Origin of the sequence: Streptomyces sp. NPDC000151 (assembly GCF_040301705.1) — a bacterium.
Taxonomy (GTDB): domain Bacteria; phylum Actinomycetota; class Actinomycetes; order Streptomycetales; family Streptomycetaceae; genus Streptomyces.
In genome coordinates this window covers 1-18,271 of record NZ_JBEPFC010000145.1, presented here as the reverse complement: position 1 = coordinate 18,271, position 18,271 = coordinate 1, and the positions used below count along the sequence as shown (strand labels likewise).

Below are 18,271 nucleotides of genomic sequence, written 5' to 3'. Positions count from 1 at the left end.
GCGGCGTCCTCCGCGCGCTCGCGGCGGAGCGCGCGTACGACGCGGAGCGCCGCGCCGCCGAGTCCATCGGCGCCGAGCCGCGCCTCGCGGAGCTGCTGGGCATGGAGTCGGCCACGGGTACGCCCGCGGCGGTTCCGGGCGTACCAGGGCAGCGCGGCGGCCGCCCGCTCGCCGCGGAGTCCCGGCAGCCGCTCCAGGTGACGGTCCGCGTCGACGACGGCGAGGCGGCGGCGCCCGCCGAGGGCACGGACGACGCCGAGCCGGACGACGGGTACTTCGCAGGTCCCGTTATGGGAAGCGGCGCCCCTGTAGAGGCGCGCCCTGCGGCCCCTGAAGAGGCCACGTCCGCCACCGGGGACGCGATGTCCGTACGGAACGGCTCCTGGGCGTCCGGCGTCGTGGGGCTCGGGACCTCGGCCGACGAGGAGTCCCCCGAGGCCGAGGCCCGGCCCGCCGGGGGACACGGCACGTATGCCGCCGAGTCCGGCTCCCGGGACGAGGTCTCGGCGCGGATCGACTCCGATGCGGCGGACGGTGCCGCAGCGGCGGACGCGCCCGAGGGCGAGCCGGCCGAGGGCGAGTGGGCCGAGGCGGTCGACGAGGTGCCGGACGCCGCTGCCCCGGAAGATGCCGCCGAGGCTCCGCCCGCCGATGACGAAGCCTGCCCCGACGACGAGGGCGAAAGCCCGGCCGACGCGCGCGGCCGGACCGCCGTTCCCGCCCGCCCCGCGGGCTCGTCCGGCCCCCTCTCCGCCGAAGACGTCGACCGGAACGCCGACGCGCTGCAGGAGCTGCTCGACGACGGCGTCAGCTCCGCCGAGCGGCAGCTGTTCGAGATGCGGACCGCCGCCGCCGACGACTCGCGCATCCTCGGCGCGCTGGGCGACGGCGGACTGCTGCCGCCCGGCCCCGATGTCCTGGCGGCCGTCGAGTACTTGGGTGAGCACGGCGTCCCCGCCCTGCCCGGCTGGCGCTACCTCGCCCAGGCCGTCGACCCCGTCGACCACGCCCGCGTGCTGGCCGCCCGGCCCGAGCTGGTCGACGGCGTGATCATCACCGATCCCGACACCCACGCGCGCGCCCGCGACGTGCTGGCGCAGGCGGCCCTGCTGCCGCGCTCGGCCGTCGCCGTCGGTACGGCGGCGGCCCTGCTCGCGCCCACCCCGTCGCCGGACGCCCAGGACACCGGCGTCTTCCTCGTCCCGCCGAACCCGGCGATGCACGACGAGTCGGCCGCCGACGAGGAGCGGCAGGCGCTGCGTGCCCGGGCCGCGGCCCGCGACGAGGAGATCCGGCAGCTCGCGGCCCGGCTCTCCGCCGACCGCGCGCTCGCCGCCCGGCTGGCCTCCTGGCGTACGGGCTGCCCGGCCGGCCGGCTCGCCGAGCTGGCGGCCGCGGCCGAGGAGACCCGTACGACGGCCGACGCCGCCGCCGAGGAGCTGGCGGAGTCCCGTACGGTACGGGCCGAGGCGGACGAGGCGGCGGCCGAGGCCGCGCGCGTCCGTGAGGAGCGGGGCGAGGCCGCGCAGCGCGCCCGCCGGGTCGCCGACGCGCTGGCCGGGCTCGCCTACCGGCTCCGCGAGCGCGCCGCCTGGCAGAGCAAGCTGCGTGAACTGGCCGACGAGGGCGCGGAGTACGAAGCGCGCGCCGAGGAGTGCGTCGACCGGGCCCGCGCCGCCGACGAGGACCGGCGCGCCGCCCAGCGCGCCGCCGACGACGCCCGCCGCACCGCCCGCGCGCTGCGCGCCGAGCGCGCCGAGATCGCCGGCGTGCCGGACGACCTGGGCGAGGAGGAAGCCCCGCCGGAGTCCTCGCTGCCCACCCTGCGCGAGGCGTACCGTGCGGCGTCCCAGCTGTACGAGAAGGTCGGCGTCGGCGCCGACCTGCGTGCCGAGCAGGCCCGCGCCGAGGGCGACGAGTCCGCGGCCCGCAGGGAGCTGGACCGGCTGACCAACAAGGTGCGGTCCCGCGCCGAGCAGCTGCTGCAGAGCCCGGACGCGGCCGACGGCCCGTCCCGGCAGGCCGCGGCGGCCCGCGCGGAGGAGCTGGTCGCCATGCTGGAGTCGCGGGCCTCGGCGGCCAGCGAGCACCTGGGCCGGCTGCGCGGCGAGGCGGAGCGGCTGGCGCCGCCGGAAGGCGTCGAGGCGCACACCGAGCTGCCCGAGGAGCTGGTCCCGGCCGACGCCGAGCGCGCCAAGGAGCTGCTTCGCAGCGCCAACACCGAGCTGGCCACCGCCACCGACGCGCTGGAGACCGCCCGCGCCACCCACGCCGAGCTGCTGCGCGGCCACCGCGCCGCCGAGGACGCGGCCGGCGGCTTCGACGAGACCGCCGCGATGCTGCGCGACATCCTGCGCGACAACGGCCCCGAGGAGGACCAGGAAGCGCCCGAGCCGTACCGGGGCCGCCTGGAGGAGGCCCGGCAGGCCGCCGCCGAGGCCCGGCGTTCGCTGCGCGGCTGCGCGAGCGACCTCTCCTCGGCCGACTCGGCGGTCCGCGAGGCGAGCGACATCCTCGTACGGCACGCCAACTCCACCAAGTACGAAATGGTCAAGACCCCGGCCCGGCAGCAGATCCGCGAGCTGCCCGCGTCCGCGCTCCCGGACCACGCCGCCAAGTGGGCCGACGCGTTCGCACCCCGCCTGCGCGTCCTGACCGACGAGCTGACGCAGCTGGAGCGCAACCGCGGCAGCATCGTCGACCGGCTGCGCGGCCTGGTGGAGTCCTCGCTGGCCACGCTGCGTTCGGCGCAGCGGCTGTCCCGGCTGCCCGAGGGGCTGGGGGAGTGGTCGGGCCAGGAGTTCCTGCGCATCCGCTTCGACGACCCGGACCAGGCCACGCTCACCGAGCGGCTCGGCGAGGTCATCGACGAGGCGACCCGCGCGGCCGTCAAGCGCAACAGCGACCTGCGCCGGGACGGCATGTCCCTGCTGCTGCGGGGAGTCGCCGCCGCGCTCCAGCCGCGTGGCGTGGCCGTGGAGATCCTCAAGCCGGACGCCGTACTGCGCGCCGAGCGGGTCCCCGTCGGGCAGATGGGCGACGTCTTCTCCGGCGGCCAGCTGCTCACGGCCGCCATCGCGCTGTACTGCACGATGGCGGCGCTGCGCAGCAACGACCGCGGCCGTGACAAGGAGCGGCACGCCGGCACGCTGTTCCTGGACAACCCCATCGGCCGCGCCAACGCCACGTACCTGCTGGAGCTCCAGCGGGCCGTCGCCGACGCGCTCGGCGTCCAGCTCCTCTACACCACGGGCCTGTTCGACACCACGGCACTCGCCGAGTTCCCGCTGGTCATCCGCCTGCGGAACGACGCGGACCTGCGCGCCGGTCTGAAGTACATCAGCGTCGAGGAGCACCTGCGTCCCGGCCTGCCGCAGCAGCGGCCCGAGTCGGAGACGATCCACGGCGAGATCACGGCGACCCGGATGTTCAAGCGACCGGAGGAGCCGGCGCCGGAGCCGGAGCCGGAGCCGGAGCGGGGGCCGGGGCCGGAGAGCAGCCAGGAGTAGCCCGGTGGCGGTGGCTCACAACACCGCCACCGACCGCAGTACTTCACCCCGTTGCAGCCGGCCGAAGGCGCTCTCCACGTCGTCCAGGGGGACGGTCTCCGAGACGAAGGCTTCCAGGTCGAGTTTGCCGCGGAGGTGGAGGTCGATCAGGACGGGGAAGTCGCGGCTGGGCAGGCAGTCGCCGTACCAGGAGACCTTGAGGGCGCCGCCGCGGGAGAAGAGGTCGTGCAGCGGGAGGTCGACGTGCTGGTCGCGGTCGGGGATGCCGGCCTGGACCAGGACGCCGGCCAGGTCGCGCATGTCGAGGGCCTGACGGAAGGTCTCCGGGGTGCCGACCGCGTCGATCACGACGTCCGTGCCGTGGCCGCCGGTCAGCGAGCGGACCGCCGCTACGGGGTCGGTCCAGCGGGAGTTGACGGTGTCGGTGGCGCCGAAGCGTTCGGCGGCGTCCAGTTTGCGGGCGTCCACGTCCACCGCGATCACCCGGCGGGCGCCGGCCAGCGAGGCGCTGGCGATCGCGGCGTTGCCCACCCCGCCGCAGCCGATGACGGCCACGGTGTCGCCGTTGCCCACCCGCCCCGTGTGCACCGCCGCGCCGTACCCGGTCATCACCCCGCAGCCGATCAGCCCGGCGGCCTCGGGCCGGGCCGACGGGTCGACCTTCACCGCCTGGCCCGCGTGGACCAGCGCCTTTTCGGCAAAGGCGCCGATGCCGAGCGCCGGTGTGAGCGGGGTGCCGTCGAGCAGGGTCGTCGTGCCCTGCGCGGTGCGGGAGGCGAAGCAGTACCAGGGGCGGCCGCGGTGGCAGGAACGGCAGGTGCCGCAGGGGGCCCGCCAGGCGAGCACCACGTAGTCGCCGGGGGCGAGTTCGCCGCAGCCCGGGCCGGTCGCCTCGACGATGCCGGCCGCCTCGTGGCCGAGCAGATACGGGAAGTCCGCACCGGCGGCGCCGTCCCGATGGCGCAGGTCGGTGGGGCACACGCCGCACGCCTGGATCTGTACGAGCACTTCCCCGGGACCTGGGTCGGGCACCAGGACCGGCAGGACCTCGACCGGCGCCCCCTTCTTCACGGCGATGACGGCGCGGGCTTCGTGCGGCATGTCTTCACTCCTCGACAGCGCCTGCGGCGGCGGAGGGTAGGTGCCGGTACTCGGTGGTGGACAGATGCCGTTACTTGTTGCCTATCGTGCGGCCTGTTGCACCATAGGAGACATGCTGGGATTTGGACGGCGATCCGTCAAGAGGGTTCGGCGACCCGCGCGCAGCCCGTTTCCCGGCCTGATTCCTGGCCTGTTTCCCGGTCCGTTTCTCGGCCTGTTTCCGAGGCCGCTCGTCAGGCCGCGAAGCCCATGGCACGGGAGAGTTCGGCCGCCGCCTTCGCTGCCCGCTCGGCGAGCTCCGGCAGCAGTTCCCGCTCCATGCGGTACGCGGGCCCCGACACGCCGATCGCGCCGATCACCGCGCCGTCGTGCGCCCGTACCGGCGCGGCCACGGCGTTCAGGCCGACCTCCAACTCCTCGGCCGTGCAGGCGTAACCGAGCTCCAGCGCCTCGGCCAGCTGCGGACGCAGGGCCGCGGCGGTGAGGGTGTGCTCGGTGAAGCGGGGCAGCGAGCGGGTCAGCAGGCCGTCGCGGCGCTCCCGCGGCAGGTGCGCGAGCAGCACCTTGCCGCTCGCGGTGGCGTGCAACGGCGTGCGCCGGCCCAGCCAGTTGTACGCGGTGACCGCGGCCCCGCCGCGCGCCTGCATGATGTTGACCGCCGCGTCGCCGTCCAGTACCGCGATGTTGGCGGTCTCGCCGGTGTCCTCCGCCAGCGCGCGGCAGACCGGGGCGCCCTCCTGGGAGATGTCCAGCCGGATCGCGGCGGCGCCCGCCAGCCGCAGCACGCCCGCGCCCAGGTAGTACTTGCCGCGCTCGCCCTCCTGCTCGACCAGCCCGCGGTTCTCCAGGACGCCGAGGATGCGGAAGGCGGTGGACTTGTGGACGCCCAGCTCCTCGGCCAGCTCGGTCACCTTCGCCTCACCCAGCCGGGCCAGGATCTCCAGCACGCTCACCGCCCGGTCCACGGACTGGACGGAGCCGGCACCGCCGCGTGTGCTGTCGCCGGTTTCCTCGGTGGTCTCGTTGGCGCTCGTGTCGGTCGTCTTCGGCATGGGTCTGTGCGTCACCGCCCGGCGGCCCTGGGGGCCAGTCGTCGGGAGCCCGTCGTGATCCGCTCCCGGATCTCGGTCTGTTGCGCGGTCTGCTGTTGCGCATCGCGCGGTGCGATGCGTATGAAGCAACGCCATCATACCGATCAGTGCCAAGGGGGCCAGATGCTACTCGCAGCTTTTCGGAGTCCGGGCCTCCGGAAAGGGGGCCGGTGCCGGTAAAGGAGGAGCTCGGTCGCCGGTGAAGCGGCAGTCGGGCGGCAGTCAGGTGGACGTCAGGCGGCGGCCGAGCGCCGTTCCTGCCGGCGTGCGCGTCGCCGCTCCCGGCGCAGCGCCCTGGCCGTGCTGCTGGGGCGCGACTCCACGCCGTGCCGCTGGATCCACACCTGCCGGGTCACCCAGACGTCCAGTACGCCCCAGGTCGCGACCACGGTCGAGGCGACCGTACTGAGCACCGCGGGAAAGGCGAGCCAGGACCCGGCGAGCGTACTGAGGAAGGCCACCATGGCCTGGACGAGCGTCACCGCCACGATGATGACGGCCCGCACCGCGGCGGTGCGCACCGGATCGGGCATACGGGGGCGGGGGGACGGCTCTTCCTGCCACAGCGCGCCGTCTCTGCCGAGGTCCATGAAGCCGTCACTCTCCCCGTACTTTCCCCGCCTGTCCGGCTGTTCGGTGACTGCCCGGATTTCCTCCGGTACATGCCGCCGTGCGCCGTTACCCGGGACTCATGGTCGCCTACCGCCGGCGCCGCCCCGACGGCGGGGGCCGGTTCTTTCCGGCCAACAGTCGTGGCCCGGAAGGGGATACGAGTGGGGTGGTGGAGACCACACGGACGGGCGTGTTGTCCGGGAATCGCCGGACAAGGACGGCCATCCGGTCCTGACCTGCGGGCCGGTCCGTCGGACAGCTCTTCGAGTTGACCCCCCGACAGTAGTAGGCTCGCGCCGTTTGTTGACGGAACACCATCCCCGCGGGCCGGGGTTGACGTAGGGGAGGCCATGCGCTTTCGCGGGAAGTCCATCCGCCGGAAGATCGTGGCGTTGCTGCTCGTACCTCTGGTGTCCCTGACTGCCATGTGGGCCTTCGCCACGTACGTCACCGGCACCGAGGCACGCCAGTTGCTGAAGGTCGCGGTCGTCGTCGACAAGGTCGGCTACCCGGCCGAGGACGCGGTACAGGCCCTGCAGAAGGAACGTCGCGCCACCCTGGTCTACCTCGCCGACCCGCGGATCGCGGGCTCGCTGACCGACCTGCGCCGGCAGACCCTCGCCACCGACCGGGCCGTGGCCCGGCTGCGGGCCAACGCCAAGGGCTCCGACGTGCGCGAGGACCTCCTCGGCGGCGCGGGCTCGCGGCTGGAGACCGCCGTCAAGGCGTTCGCGCACCTGGACGAGCTGCGCGACCAGGTGGAGAACAACACCCTCACCCGCCGCGAGGCGTTCGACCAGTACAACGCCCTGGTCGACCCCTGCTACGACTTCCTGGGCAGCATGCACTTCCTGCCCGACCCGGACATCTCCAAGCAGGGCGGCGCGCTGGTGGCGCTCACCCGCGGGCGCGAGTCGCTCTCCCGGGAGGACGCGGTGCTCAGCGCCGCGCTGGTGTCCGGCTCGATGTCCCCGCGCGAACTGCGCGACTTCTCCGACCGGGTGGCCGAGCGCAAGGTCCTGTACGAGACCAGCCTCACCGCGCTGCCCGCCGCCGAGCGTGCCGTGTACGAGGACTACTGGAACGACGCCAAGCCGCGCGAACTGGAGTCCTTCGAGGACGCGGTGATCGCGGCGGGGCCGTCCGGCGCTACCGAAGCCATCAACGCCGAACGCTGGCACGACACCGCGCGACAGGTCCTCGGCGACCTGGACCGGATCAACAAGGAAGCGGGCGGCCGCTTCGAGGACCGGGTGCAGCCCGCCGCGATGACCGTGCTCGCCAGGGCCGCGTTCGCCGGCGTCCTCGGCTTCGTCGCCCTGCTCGCCTCGATCATCGTCTCCTTCCGGCTCGGCCGCCGGCACGTGAAGGACCTCAGCAGGCTCCGCAAGGACGCGCACGAGGTGTCCGGCGTACGGCTGCCCAGCGTCATGCGCCGCCTCGCCGCGGGCGAACACGTCGACGTGGAGACCGAGGCGCCGCGGCTGCAGTTCACCCAGGACGAGATGGGCCAGGTCGCCCAGGCGCTCAACACCCTCCAGCGGGCCGCGCTGGAGGCCGCCGTCAAGCAGGCCGACATGCGCCGCGGCGTCTCCGAGGTCTTCGTGAACCTCGCCCGCCGCAGCCAGGTCCTGCTGCACCGTCAGCTCACCCTCCTGGACGCCATGGAGCGCCGTACGGAGGACACCGACGAGCTGGCCGACCTCTTCCGCCTGGACCACCTCACCACCCGTATGCGGCGGCACGCCGAGGGCCTGGTCATCCTCTCCGGCGCCGCGCCGTCCCGGCAGTGGCGCAAGCCCATCCAGCTCATGGACGTCGTGCGGGCCGCGGTCTCCGAGGTCGAGGACTACGAGCGCATCGAGGTGCGCCGGCTGCCGCGGCTCGCGGTGGAGGGCCCGGCCGTCTCGGACCTCACCCACCTCATCGCCGAACTCCTGGAGAACGCCACCGTCTTCTCGCCGCCGCACACCGCCGTGCAGGTGGTCGGCGAGCGGGTCGCCAACGGCTTCACCCTGGAGATCCACGACCGGGGGCTGGGCATGGCGCCCGACGCGCTCCTGGACGCCAACCTGCGGCTCGCCGAGACCCCCGAGTTCGAGCTGTCCGACACCGACCGGCTCGGCCTGTTCGTGGTCAGCCGGCTGGCCCAGCGGCAGGGCGTACGCGTCTCGCTGCAGCCCTCCCCGTTCGGCGGGACCACCGCGGTCGTCTTCATCCCCGGCACGCTGCTGACCGAGAGCGCCGACGGGCGCACCGAGGGCGGCCGTGGCGAGGACACCGGCTCGGTGAAGCGTCCCGTGTCGGCCGAGGCGGCACGCGGCGGGGCCCTGGCGGCGCTCGCCCAGGTGCCGGTGGCACTGCCGGAGCGCGGCGCACCGGACGCCGCGGCGGAGCGGGCCGCTGAGGAGGAGGACGAGAGCGTCTTCCGCGGGCCCCGGAGACAGCGCCGTACCGAGGACGGCCGCCCCGCGCTGCCGACCGGCCCGGTGCCCGCCGAGCGCGTGGAGCACCGGCCGGCCGGCGACCCGCCCCCGGGCGGTGGCCCCGCGCCGCTGCCGCGCCGCCGCCGCTCCCCGGTCCTGGTCAGCGACCACGGCCGCGCGGTGGAGGACGCCGACGGGCCGGCCGCGGGGACGCGCGGCGCCGAACGGCCCGCGGAAGCGGCCCCGTCTGCGGAAAGGACCCCGTCCGCCGAGCGGGCGTCGTCCGTCGACAAGGTGGCGCCCGCCGGGAAGGTGGCGCCCCGCGCAGACGTGCCGTCCCCCGCAGAGGCGCCGTCCGCTGAAGAGGCGCCGCCCGCGCGGACGGTGCCCGGTCTGCCCCGGCGGGTACGGCAGGCCAGCCTCGCCCCCCAGCTCAAGACGTCGTCCGGCCGGCAGTCCGGCCCGGCGACCGAGGCCGCGGACCCCGCGGCCGACCGCGACGCCGAGGACGTACGGTCGCGCATGGCCTCGCTCCAGCGCGGCTGGCAGCGCGGCCGGCGCGAATCCGGCGAAGACGGCAGCGCCACAGCACCGAGAAAGAACATGGGAGGGGACGGTCGATGACCGCACCGAAGGCAACAGCAGCCGGGACCGCAGCGAAGGGCACGGGCGAACTGGGCTGGCTGCTCGACGAGCTGGTCGGCCGGGTGGGCTCCATCCGCGAGGCGCTCATCCTCTCCAGCGACGGCCTGGCCACCGGCGCCTCCGCCGACCTGCCCCGGGAGGACGCCGAGCACCTGGCCGCGGTCGCCTCCGGGTTCCACAGCCTGGCCAAGGGCGTCGGCCGGCACTTCGACGCGGGCCAGGTGCGGCAGACCATGGTCGAGCTGGACGAGGCGTTCCTGTTCGTCAGCGCCGCCGGCGACGGCAGCTGCCTGGCCGTGCTCGCCGACGCCGACTCCGATGTCGGCCTGATCGCGTACGAGATGACGCTGCTGGTCAAGCGGGTGGGTACGCACCTGGGGACGGCTCCCAGGACCGGCGGGCCCAGTTGAGGATGACGACGGTGACCGCATGAACCGAAAAGATCAGGCCGGGCCCGCAGCGGGCCCGGCCCGGTGGTTCGACGACGAGGCGGGCCCGGTCGTCCGTCCGTACGCCATGACCCGCGGCCGCACCGCCAGCGCGGCCGTCGCCCGGCTGGACCTGATCGCGCAGGTGATCGCGGAGAGCCGGGCCGACGAACCGGTCACCGACCAGTCGCTGTCGCCCGAACACCTCGACATCGTCGACCTCACCCGGGAGGCCCCGCTCTCCGTGGCCGAACTGGCCGCCGAGCTGGACCTGCCGGTCGGCGTGGTCCGGGTGTTCATCGGCGACCTGCTCGACGCTGAGCTGGTCCGGGTCACCCGTCCCGTGCCGCCCGCCGAACTCCCGGACGAGGACATCCTGCGCGAGGTCATCAACGGCCTGCGCGCCCTCTGAGAGCCTGCGCCGCCATACGGGAGCAGGCCTCCCGGTCTCCGTAGGAGAACAGGCCCTCGGCCCCTGTAGGCGAGCACGTCCCCAGCTCCCGTATGGGGGCAGGCCCCCAGCCCCTGTAGGAGCGCAGGCCCTCGGCCCCCGTATGGGGCACGTCCTCAGCCCCCGTAGAGCGCCAAGTACGGCGCCAGTGCGAAGAGGGCCAGTACAAGGCCGGTCTTGAGGGTGCGCGAGGGGAGCGCGCGGGCGATGCGCCAGCCGATCAGCACGCCCGCGAGCTCCGGTACGCCGACGAGCGCCGCCAGCGGCCAGTCCACCGCGCCGTGCGCCACATAGCCGAGCGTCCCCGCCGTGGCGATCACCACCGACTGGACCTGCGCGACGGCCAGCGCGGCCAGTACCGGCATCCGCAGCGCGACCAGCAGCGGCACGGTCAGCATCGGCCCGCCGACCCCGAACACCCCGCTCGCCACCGCGACGCCGAACCCCAGGAGGGCCGTCACCCAGTCGCTGGGGTACGCGGCCCCCGTAGGCGCGGCGCGCCGCTCGCGGTACCAGACCAGCCCGCCGACCAGCGCCACGAAGGCGCCCAGCAGCAGACCGAAAGCCCGTCCGGAGAAGAGGGTGTTGGCCAGTACGCCGAGCGGGGTGCCGAGCACCGCGGCGCCCGCCAGCACCCCTGCCGTGCGCCGCGTGCGCGGCTCCCGCAGCTCACCGGAGCGCACGTACGCGGCCGTGCCCAGCATCCCGGTGGCGACGTGCGTGACGATGGCGGTGCCCGCGACCTGGGCGGGGGAGAGGTCCGTGAGGACGAACAGGCCGACGGTCGCGAGTACTCCACCGGGGCCCACGGCCGTGATGCCGACCCCGGCGGCCAGCCCGAAGAGCGCCAGCAGGACCAGCGTCGTGGTGTCGGGCGCCAGGCCGCTCATCGCGCCTCCTTCGGGGCCGGACCGCGGTGCAGCGTGGCGTGCAGCGCCAGCCGGTCCGCGCGGATGTGCAGCGACTCGGCGTCCACGGGGCGGCCGTCGGCGAGATGCGTGAGCCGTTCGATGGCGAAGACCGCGGCGCCCGCCTCCACGCCGAGCAGCGCCGCGGTGTCCGGCCCCGCGTTGACCGCGTGCACCGACACCTCGGCCCGGCCCAGGCGCTGCCCGGAGGTCTCCTCGATGAGCGCGAACAGGTCGCGGTGCGCGAGGTCGCAGGCGAGCAGCGGCGTCCCGATGTCCGCGGTGAGGTAGGTGGTGTCCAGGGACAGCGGGAGGCCGCCCAGCCGGCGCAGCCGCTCGACGTACACCGCGCCCTCCCCGGGGGCCAGGCCCAGCCGCTCCGCGATGGCCGCCGGGGGAGCCGGGACCGGGCGGGCCGCCCGTACCTCGTTGGTGACCGCGCCGTGCCCGGTCAGCGTCTCCGCCAGGCCCGCCAGCCGGTCCAGCCCGTGGCCGTACTTGGGCATCACGACCGTGGTGCCCACGCCCTGCTTGCGGGAGATCAGCCCCTCGTTGCGCAGCAGTGCCAGCGCCTCACGGACGGCGTTGCGCGAGGCCCCGAGGTGCGCGCCCAACTCGCGTTCACCGGGCAGCACGCCGTCCTCGTACGCGCCGCTGGTGATCCGCTGCCGGAGCACGTCGGCCAGTTGCCGGGCGCGCTCGGCGCGGGGCCGGGAGGACACCCAGGGCCCGTCGTCCCCGCCCTCCGCGCCCGGTGGTGCCGTCTCCCGCATGGCTGACTCCCTTCCGCGCCGCCCCGTGCGCTGCCGCGTCCTCCGGAGCCGTCGACGGTACTCTCCGGGCATTACGCCAGAGTTACGCCACCTCGCCTGACCTGCGTAAATGTCTGACCAGCGGGTTTGGGGTGAATGGCGGGCCGTTCCGCCGGGCAGACGCGTCCGTATGCGGTGCCCCGTACGCTCAGTGATCATGAGCACATCAGGCAGGGGCGGTGCCGGACCCGGGGCTTGCCGTCGGTACAGTCGGTGCGGAACGATCCACTCCTACCCGGGAGTTGTCGTGCTCCACCAGTCTCCACCAGTTGTCATCAGCCACGGTGCGCCGGTCCGTCGCTGACGCGGCACCACCGAAAACGGAGGAAGCGGTCAATGGTCTTCGGGCGCGCTGAGCGACGCCGCAGGAAAGCCGTCGAGCCGGTCACGCTCAAGATCCTGGTCGCGGGCGGCTTCGGCGTCGGCAAGACGACGCTGGTCGGCGCGGTGAGCGAGATCAAGCCGCTGCGCACGGAAGAGCAGCTGAGCGAGGCGGGCCGGCCCGTCGACGACACCGCGGGCGTCGAGGGCAAGCACACCACCACCGTCGCCATGGACTTCGGGCGGATCACCCTCCGCGAGGACCTGGTGCTCTACCTCTTCGGCACGCCGGGCCAGGACCGCTTCTGGTTCCTGTGGGACGAGCTGTCCACCGGCGCGCTGGGCGCGGTGGTGCTCGCCGACACCCGCCGCCTGGAGGACTCCTTCGCCGCGATCGACTACTTCGAGCGCCGCGGCATCCCCTTCACCGTCGCGGTCAACTGCTTCGAGGGCGCCGAGCGCTACCCCGCGGAGATCGTCCGCGACGCGCTGGACCTGGACCCGGACGTCAGCGTCGTGTACTGCGACGCACGCGAGAAGGGCTCGGCGCGCGACGTACTCGTCGAGGTCGTGCAGCACGCGCTGCGCATGAGCGAGGAGCAGCGCGAGCCGGCGCTGTCCTGACCCGTCCGGCGGGCCGGTGCGGCCCGCCGGGACACGCCAGGAGGCGCCGTGGGGATGGCGCCGTGCGGCCCGTACCCCGCCGTCCGGAGTACGGGCCGCGACGGTCCCACAGGCGCCGTCAGGGCCGCCGCAGGACGTCCTACTGGTCCTATAAGGCGTACTGGTCCTACTCGCCGTTCTCGTCCAGCCAGCCGAAGCTGCGCTCCACCGCCTTCCGCCACCGCGCGTACTCCCGCTCCCGGACCTCGCCCGGCATCCGCGGCGACCACTCCGCGTCCCGCTTCCAGTGCGCCTTCAGCTCGTCCAGGTCCTGCCACACGCCGGTGGCCAGGCCCGCCGCGTACGCCGCGCCCAGGCAGGTGGTCTCCGCGACCACCGGGCGGATCACCGGCACGCCCAGCACGTCCGCCTGGTGCTGCATCAGCAGATTGTTGGCGGTCATCCCGCCGTCCACCTTCAGCGTCGTGATCTGCACCCCGGAGTCCTGGTACATCGCGTCCACGACCTCGCGCGTCTGCCAGCTCGTCGCCTCCAGCACGGCACGCGCCAAGTGCGCCTTGGTGACGTAGCGGGTGAGGCCGGTGATCACACCACGCGCGTCGGAGCGCCAGTACGGCGCGTACAGCCCGGAGAACGCCGGGACGATGTACGCGCCACCGTTGTCGTCCACGCTCGCCGCCAGCGTCTCGATCTCGTCGGCGGAGCTGATGATGCCCAGCTGGTCGCGGAACCACTGCACCAGCGCGCCGGTGATCGCGATGGAGCCCTCCAGGCAGTACACCGGGGCCTCGCCGCCCAGCTGGTACCCCATCGTGGTCAGCAGCCCGCTCTTGGAGGGCACGGGCCGGTTACCGGTGTTCAGCAGCAGGAACGACCCGGTGCCGTAGGTGTTCTTGGCCTCGCCGACGCCGTAGCAGGTCTGGCCGAACACCGCGGCCTGCTGGTCGCCCAGCGCCGACGCCACGGGCACGCCCGCCAGCTGGCCCACGGCCGTGCCGTACACCTCCGCCGAGGGCCTGATCTCCGGCAGCACCGCCTCGGGGATGCCCATCGCCGAGAGGATCGCGGGGTCCCACTGGAGGGTGGCCAGGTTCATCAGCATCGTCCGGCCGGCGTTGGTCACGTCCGTGACGTGCACCCCGCCGTCCGTGCCGCCGGTGAGGTTCCAGATCAGCCAGGAGTCGATGGTGCCGAACGCGATCTCGCCGGCCTCCGCGCGCGACCGCAGCCCGGGAACGTTGTCCAGCAGCCAGGCCGCCTTCGGCCCCGAGAAGTAGCTGGCCAGCGGCAGGCCCGTGGCGTCACGGAACCGGTCCTGGCCGTCCGCGCCGCCCAGTTCGTTGCAGAGCGCCGCCGTCCTGGTGTCCTGCCAGACGATCGCGTTGTGCACAGGCTTGCCCGTCCTGCGGTCCCACAGGACCGTGGTCTCCCGCTGGTTGGTGATGCCGAGCGCGCTGAGCTGGTCGGCACGCAGCCCGGCCCCCGCGAGCGCGCCCGCCACGACGGCCTGCACCTTGGACCAGATCTCGGTCGCGTCGTGCTCCACCCAGCCGGGCTTGGGGAAGATCTGCCGGTGCTCACGCTGGTCGACGGCGACGATCGCGCCGTCCTTGTCGAAGATGATGCAACGGCTGGAGGTGGTGCCCTGGTCGATCGCGGCGACGTACTTCTGCGTACTGTCCGTGCTGTCCGTCATGGCGTCTCCTCAGTCGGATGACCGCAGTCGGCGAGCGGTGGTGCCCGCAGCGCAAGGCTGCGGGCGGAACGGCGCGGTCGGAAGTCCGCGCACAAGGGCAGTCATGGACCACGCGCCCGGAGAAGGCCGGAAGGCCGCGTTTCAGAAGGCCGCGTTTCGGAAGGCCGGGTCCCAGAGGGCTGGGTCTCAGAAGGCCGCGTTGTACACCAGGGCGGCGAGCGCCGCGCCGATCAGCGGGCCCGCGACCGGCACCCAGGCGTAACTCCAGTCCGACGTGCCCTTGTTGGGGATGGGCAGGAGCGCGTGCGCGATGCGCGGGCCGAGGTCACGGGCCGGGTTGATCGCGTACCCGGTGGGGCCGCCGAGGGAGAGGCCGATGCCGACCACCAGCAGTGCGACGAGCAGTACGTTGATCCCCGAGCCGTAGACCCCGCCGTCGGTGCCGGGGATCGGGCCGATGCCGATGCCCTTGTTCTCGCCGAAGAACAGGATCGGCAGCACGAGGCCGATCGTCGCGATGATCTCGGTGACGAGGTTCGCCACGGGCTTGCGGATCTCCGGCCCGGTGGAGAAGATCCCCAGCGTCGGCTGGGCCTTGTCCTCCTGCGCGTTGGCCGCGAACTGCGCGTAGTACACGCCCCACGTCAGCGCCGCGCCGATGAGCGCCCCGATGAGCTGCGCCGCCATGTACAGCGGCACCTTCGACCAGGGCGTGCCGCCCGCGATGGCGGAGCCGAGGGTGACGGCCGGGTTGAGGTGGCCGCCGGACAGCGGCGCCGAGGTGTAGGCCCCGGCGAGCACGCCGAGGCCCCAGCCGAACGCGATGGCCACCCAGCCGGCCGATTTCGCCTTGGAGTAGTGCAGGGTGACGGCGGCGCAGACGCCCGCGCCGAAGAGAATCAGGATCGCGGTGCCGATGACTTCACCGACGAATATGTCCCCATTGGAATACATCTGCGGCTCCTTGGGCCCTTGCCCGGGGAACGGACCCCGGTCCTCCGTGCAGGGTGCGTACCTCTCCCATGGCCCGGCCACAGATTTCCGGACGTGCCACGGTATTCATACGGGGTGAAGCGGACGGCCGTGTTCTTCCCGCATCCCGCCCGGCCTCCGCGACGAGCATGTCAGTACGGCAGGGCGCCGGTGGGGCACAGGAACGCGCGGCGTCACCACGCGGTCGGGGGGAAGCCTGCGTACGGCACGCCGACTGACACCCGGAAGTGTTCACCGGCCGTGATGGAGCGTCAAGCACATGGACGGCAACGACTGACGCCACTCAGCACACCGCCCGCACCCCACGCCTCTACTGCCCCGTTGCTCGCTCATGGGCGTTACTGCCGGACACGGCGACCAGGTGGGCTGGGCGCATCACTGTGGCTGGGGGCAGGGTTGGGGGACGCTTGCCGGGCGCCCGTGTCCGTTACCGGCGGATACGGTGAACGCGCCTGCTGGGCGGGCCACTGTGGCTGAGGGCAGGGTTACGGGACGCTCGCAGTACGCCCGTGTCGCTCACCGGCAGATGGTCGCGGTGCGAGGGCGTGGGCCTCGGGGCTGTCGGCATCCGCGCCGGGCGCCGGGCCGGGCGTCGGCGCGGGGGCCGGGGCTGATGCCGGGGCCGGCGTCGGGCCGGGTATCGGGCCGGGCGCCCTTCGGCCCCGGCGTACCTCGTGGTGGGCCGTACCGTGTCTGCTCAGCACCCAACTCGCGCCGGCCAGCCCCTTCGCCGTCTTCTTGAGCGGGGCGAGCGCGGCGGCCGCCTCCGCGTGCCCGGCGACGGCCCCGGCCGGGCACACCACCGTCGCCAGCGACAGCGTCACGGGACGCCCGCCCGCCGACCACGGCACGTCCAGCACGGCCGCGGCGATCACCTCCAGCCCCTCGGGATCGGTCAGCACCAGGAAGTCGTCGCCCCCGATGTGCCCCACCCGGCACGCCGCGTCCCCGCGCGCCGCCCGGGCCAGCGCCGCGCCCACCGCACGGATCAGCTCGTCCCCGGCCGCGAACCCGGCGCTGTCATTGACCTGCTTGAACCCGTCCACGTCCAGCCAGCTCAGGGCCACGGCGCGGCCCTGCGCGAGCCGCCGGTCCACCTCGCCGTTGACCGCGTCGGAACCCGGCAGCCGGGTCAGCGGATTGAGCCGCGCGGCCTCCTCCACCCGGCTCTCCGCCAGCGCCCGCAGGATGTCCGCCAGGTGCACCACCCCGATGCACCGCCCCCGCTCGTCCACCACCGCCACGTCGTCGCCCGTACGGGCCCGGTCGCCGTCCGCGATGACGTCCAGCACCTCCCACGCGGTCGCGCCCGCGCCGACCGTACGCGGCCGGTCGCCCAGCCGCAGTGCCGGCCGGTCCGCGTACAGCGCGTGCCCGTACCGCCCCGACAGCGACAGCAGGAACCGGTCCCGGTCCACCGCCCGTACGGGAACGCCGTCCGCGTCCACCAACAGCACCCCGGACACGTCCGGCAGCCCCGTGAGCCGACGCCGCACCTCCTCGGCCGACGCGGTCACCGGCAACAACGCGGCTGGCTGCAGGAACTGCGCGACGGGCGGACCGGCTTGGGCACCGAACGGCGCGCTGAAGGGCGGCGCCTCGGCCGGGCTCTGGATCCGGGCGGATGGCGCCTGGGCCGCACTGGCGCTCGGCGTAGGGCTCGCGCCCGGCATTCCGGCGGCCGGCGCCCCGCTCGGCTCGGGCGCTGACGGCGCCTGTGCCGGTACGAAGACCTCGGCCGTGGGCCGGCGCGCGGGTGGTGCGAAGAGGTGGCCCTGGGCGAGCTGCGCGCCGGCCCGCAGCACCGCCGCGTAACTCCGCTCGGTCTCCACGCCCTCCACCGCCAACAGCCCACCCAGCTCGTCGCACAGGTACCGCACCATCCGCACCACCGCGGCACGCCCCGGCCGGGCGTCCAGGTCCGCGCAGAGCGAGGCGTCCAGCTTGATCACGTCCGGCGCCAGGTCGCCCAACAGCCGTAGCGGGATGTCCCCGTCGCCCACTCCGTCCACGCAGAGCCGGAACCCGTCGGCGCGCAGGCCCGCCACCGCCTCCAGCAACGCGCGGGCCGGTACGTGGGTGTACGGCCCGGTCAGATCCAGGGTGATCTCGCACGGCCGCCGCCCCACCGCACGCACCGCCGCCCGCAGCGCAGTCAACTCCGGTACCTCCGCAGCCGTGGTGGCGAAGAGGTTCACCTGCAGCGGCAGCAGCGTCTCGCGCTGCGTGGCGTGCCGCACCGCGAGCGCGGCCAGTTCGTCGTCGATGCCGGGGGAGCGGCGGGCCTGAGTGAGCACGTCCCCGTGCTCGGGGCGGGCGAGTATCTCCAGCGCGGCGACGGAACCGGTCGTGAGGTTCACGACGGGCTGGTAGGCGAATCGGAGCTGGTCCGTCCAGGCAGGCACGCGGACAGCATGCCCCCCTCCCGCCCCTCGCGCAGCAGGGTTCACGCGGTGTTCACGCACCCTTCGGCGACGTAGGGAGAATGCAGCGGCGACCGGCCAGCGGCCACCGGCGACCGGCGACCGGCCAGCGGCCAGGTGTCGGCGGCGGACCACGCCCGAGGCGCGGTACGCGCCGAGCCGCGTGGCCGGCGCGCGGCGATACGGGCCCATACGGACCCGCGGCCAGACCGCGTAGGCGCAGGCCGTCGG

Annotated in this window: 13 protein-coding genes; 5 read left to right on the top strand and 8 right to left on the bottom strand. The window is 74.1% G+C overall.

What is annotated here, in order from left to right:
• The coding region (locus tag ABT381_RS29285; RefSeq protein ID WP_502965723.1) for a coiled-coil domain-containing protein at positions 1–3,509 on the top strand (3,509 nt) is incomplete at its 5' end.
• Between the two features lie 15 nt (positions 3,510–3,524).
• Here the strand turns inward: ABT381_RS29285 and ABT381_RS29280 are convergent.
• From ABT381_RS29280 to ABT381_RS29270, 3 genes are all read right to left on the bottom strand, one after another.
• On the bottom strand, positions 3,525–4,610 hold the full coding sequence (locus ABT381_RS29280; RefSeq protein ID WP_351599587.1) for an S-(hydroxymethyl)mycothiol dehydrogenase: 1,086 nt from the start codon (positions 4,608–4,610) through the stop codon (positions 3,525–3,527).
• 233 nt (positions 4,611–4,843) lie between these two features.
• Positions 4,844–5,662, bottom strand: a complete 819-nt coding sequence (locus ABT381_RS29275; RefSeq protein ID WP_351599586.1) for an IclR family transcriptional regulator — start codon at positions 5,660–5,662, stop codon at positions 4,844–4,846.
• Between the two features lie 272 nt (positions 5,663–5,934).
• Positions 5,935–6,351, bottom strand: a complete 417-nt coding sequence (locus ABT381_RS29270; RefSeq protein ID WP_351599588.1) for a hypothetical protein — start codon at positions 6,349–6,351, stop codon at positions 5,935–5,937.
• A gap of 312 nt (positions 6,352–6,663) precedes the next feature.
• Here ABT381_RS29270 and ABT381_RS29265 point away from each other — a divergent pair, with 312 nt between their 5' ends.
• Genes ABT381_RS29265 through ABT381_RS29255 form a run of 3 tightly spaced genes read left to right on the top strand, consistent with a single transcriptional unit; the run spans position 6,664 to position 10,224 of the window.
• Positions 6,664–9,363, top strand: a complete 2,700-nt coding sequence (locus ABT381_RS29265) for a sensor histidine kinase (protein ID WP_351599585.1) — start codon at positions 6,664–6,666, stop codon at positions 9,361–9,363.
• Positions 9,360–9,794 (top strand): roadblock/LC7 domain-containing protein, encoded by a 435-nt coding sequence (locus ABT381_RS29260; protein WP_351599584.1) that lies wholly within the window; start codon positions 9,360–9,362, stop codon positions 9,792–9,794. Before ABT381_RS29265 ends, ABT381_RS29260 begins: the two co-directional genes overlap by 4 nt.
• Before the next feature lie 19 nt (positions 9,795–9,813).
• Positions 9,814–10,224 (top strand): DUF742 domain-containing protein, encoded by a 411-nt coding sequence (locus tag ABT381_RS29255; RefSeq protein WP_351599583.1) that lies wholly within the window; start codon positions 9,814–9,816, stop codon positions 10,222–10,224.
• Between the two features lie 155 nt (positions 10,225–10,379).
• Here ABT381_RS29255 and ABT381_RS29250 read toward each other — a convergent pair whose 3' ends face one another.
• Positions 10,380–11,153, bottom strand: coding sequence for a sulfite exporter TauE/SafE family protein (locus ABT381_RS29250; RefSeq protein WP_351599582.1), 774 nt, complete (start codon positions 11,151–11,153; stop codon positions 10,380–10,382).
• Positions 11,150–11,944 carry a GntR family transcriptional regulator gene (locus ABT381_RS29245; protein ID WP_351599581.1) on the bottom strand — a complete coding sequence of 265 codons (795 nt, stop codon included), beginning with the start codon at positions 11,942–11,944 and terminating at the stop codon, positions 11,150–11,152. Before ABT381_RS29245 ends, ABT381_RS29250 begins: the two co-directional genes overlap by 4 nt.
• 375 nt (positions 11,945–12,319) lie before the next feature.
• On the opposite strand from ABT381_RS29245, the gene ABT381_RS29240 reads away from it, so the two are divergent.
• Entirely contained in the window at positions 12,320–12,928 is a 609-nt protein-coding gene (locus ABT381_RS29240) for a GTP-binding protein (RefSeq protein ID WP_351599580.1), read from the top strand.
• Between the two features lie 166 nt (positions 12,929–13,094).
• On the opposite strand, the gene glpK is transcribed toward ABT381_RS29240, so the two are convergent.
• The 3 genes from glpK to ABT381_RS29225 form a co-directional block, all read right to left on the bottom strand.
• The gene (glpK, locus tag ABT381_RS29235; RefSeq protein WP_351599579.1) at positions 13,095–14,624 is read right to left on the bottom strand and encodes a glycerol kinase GlpK; all 1,530 of its coding nucleotides are present in this window, start codon (positions 14,622–14,624) and stop codon (positions 13,095–13,097) included.
• A 186-nt stretch (positions 14,625–14,810) separates the two neighbouring features.
• Positions 14,811–15,578, bottom strand: coding sequence for an MIP/aquaporin family protein (locus tag ABT381_RS29230; RefSeq protein WP_351599578.1), 768 nt, complete (start codon positions 15,576–15,578; stop codon positions 14,811–14,813).
• A 524-nt stretch (positions 15,579–16,102) separates the two neighbouring features.
• The gene (locus ABT381_RS29225; RefSeq protein WP_351599577.1) at positions 16,103–18,022 is read right to left on the bottom strand and encodes an EAL domain-containing protein; all 1,920 of its coding nucleotides are present in this window, start codon (positions 18,020–18,022) and stop codon (positions 16,103–16,105) included.
• Between the last annotated feature and the right edge of the window lie 249 nt (positions 18,023–18,271).

What these genes read in the sequence shown, in the direction of transcription:
- ABT381_RS29280 (WP_351599587.1), bottom strand. Translation starts at nt 4,610, where the DNA reads ATGCCGCACGAAGCCCGCGCCGTCATCGCCGTGAAGAAGGGGGCGCCG.
- ABT381_RS29230 (WP_351599578.1), bottom strand. Translation starts at nt 15,578, where the DNA reads ATGTATTCCAATGGGGACATATTCGTCGGTGAAGTCATCGGCACCGCG.
- ABT381_RS29250 (WP_351599582.1), bottom strand. Translation starts at nt 11,153, where the DNA reads ATGAGCGGCCTGGCGCCCGACACCACGACGCTGGTCCTGCTGGCGCTC.
- ABT381_RS29255 (WP_351599583.1), top strand. Translation starts at nt 9,814, where the DNA reads ATGAACCGAAAAGATCAGGCCGGGCCCGCAGCGGGCCCGGCCCGGTGG.
- glpK (WP_351599579.1), bottom strand. Translation starts at nt 14,624, where the DNA reads ATGACGGACAGCACGGACAGTACGCAGAAGTACGTCGCCGCGATCGAC.
- ABT381_RS29240 (WP_351599580.1), top strand. Translation starts at nt 12,320, where the DNA reads ATGGTCTTCGGGCGCGCTGAGCGACGCCGCAGGAAAGCCGTCGAGCCG.
- ABT381_RS29275 (WP_351599586.1), bottom strand. Translation starts at nt 5,662, where the DNA reads ATGCCGAAGACGACCGACACGAGCGCCAACGAGACCACCGAGGAAACC.
- ABT381_RS29265 (WP_351599585.1), top strand. Translation starts at nt 6,664, where the DNA reads ATGCGCTTTCGCGGGAAGTCCATCCGCCGGAAGATCGTGGCGTTGCTG.
- ABT381_RS29260 (WP_351599584.1), top strand. Translation starts at nt 9,360, where the DNA reads ATGACCGCACCGAAGGCAACAGCAGCCGGGACCGCAGCGAAGGGCACG.
- ABT381_RS29245 (WP_351599581.1), bottom strand. Translation starts at nt 11,944, where the DNA reads ATGCGGGAGACGGCACCACCGGGCGCGGAGGGCGGGGACGACGGGCCC.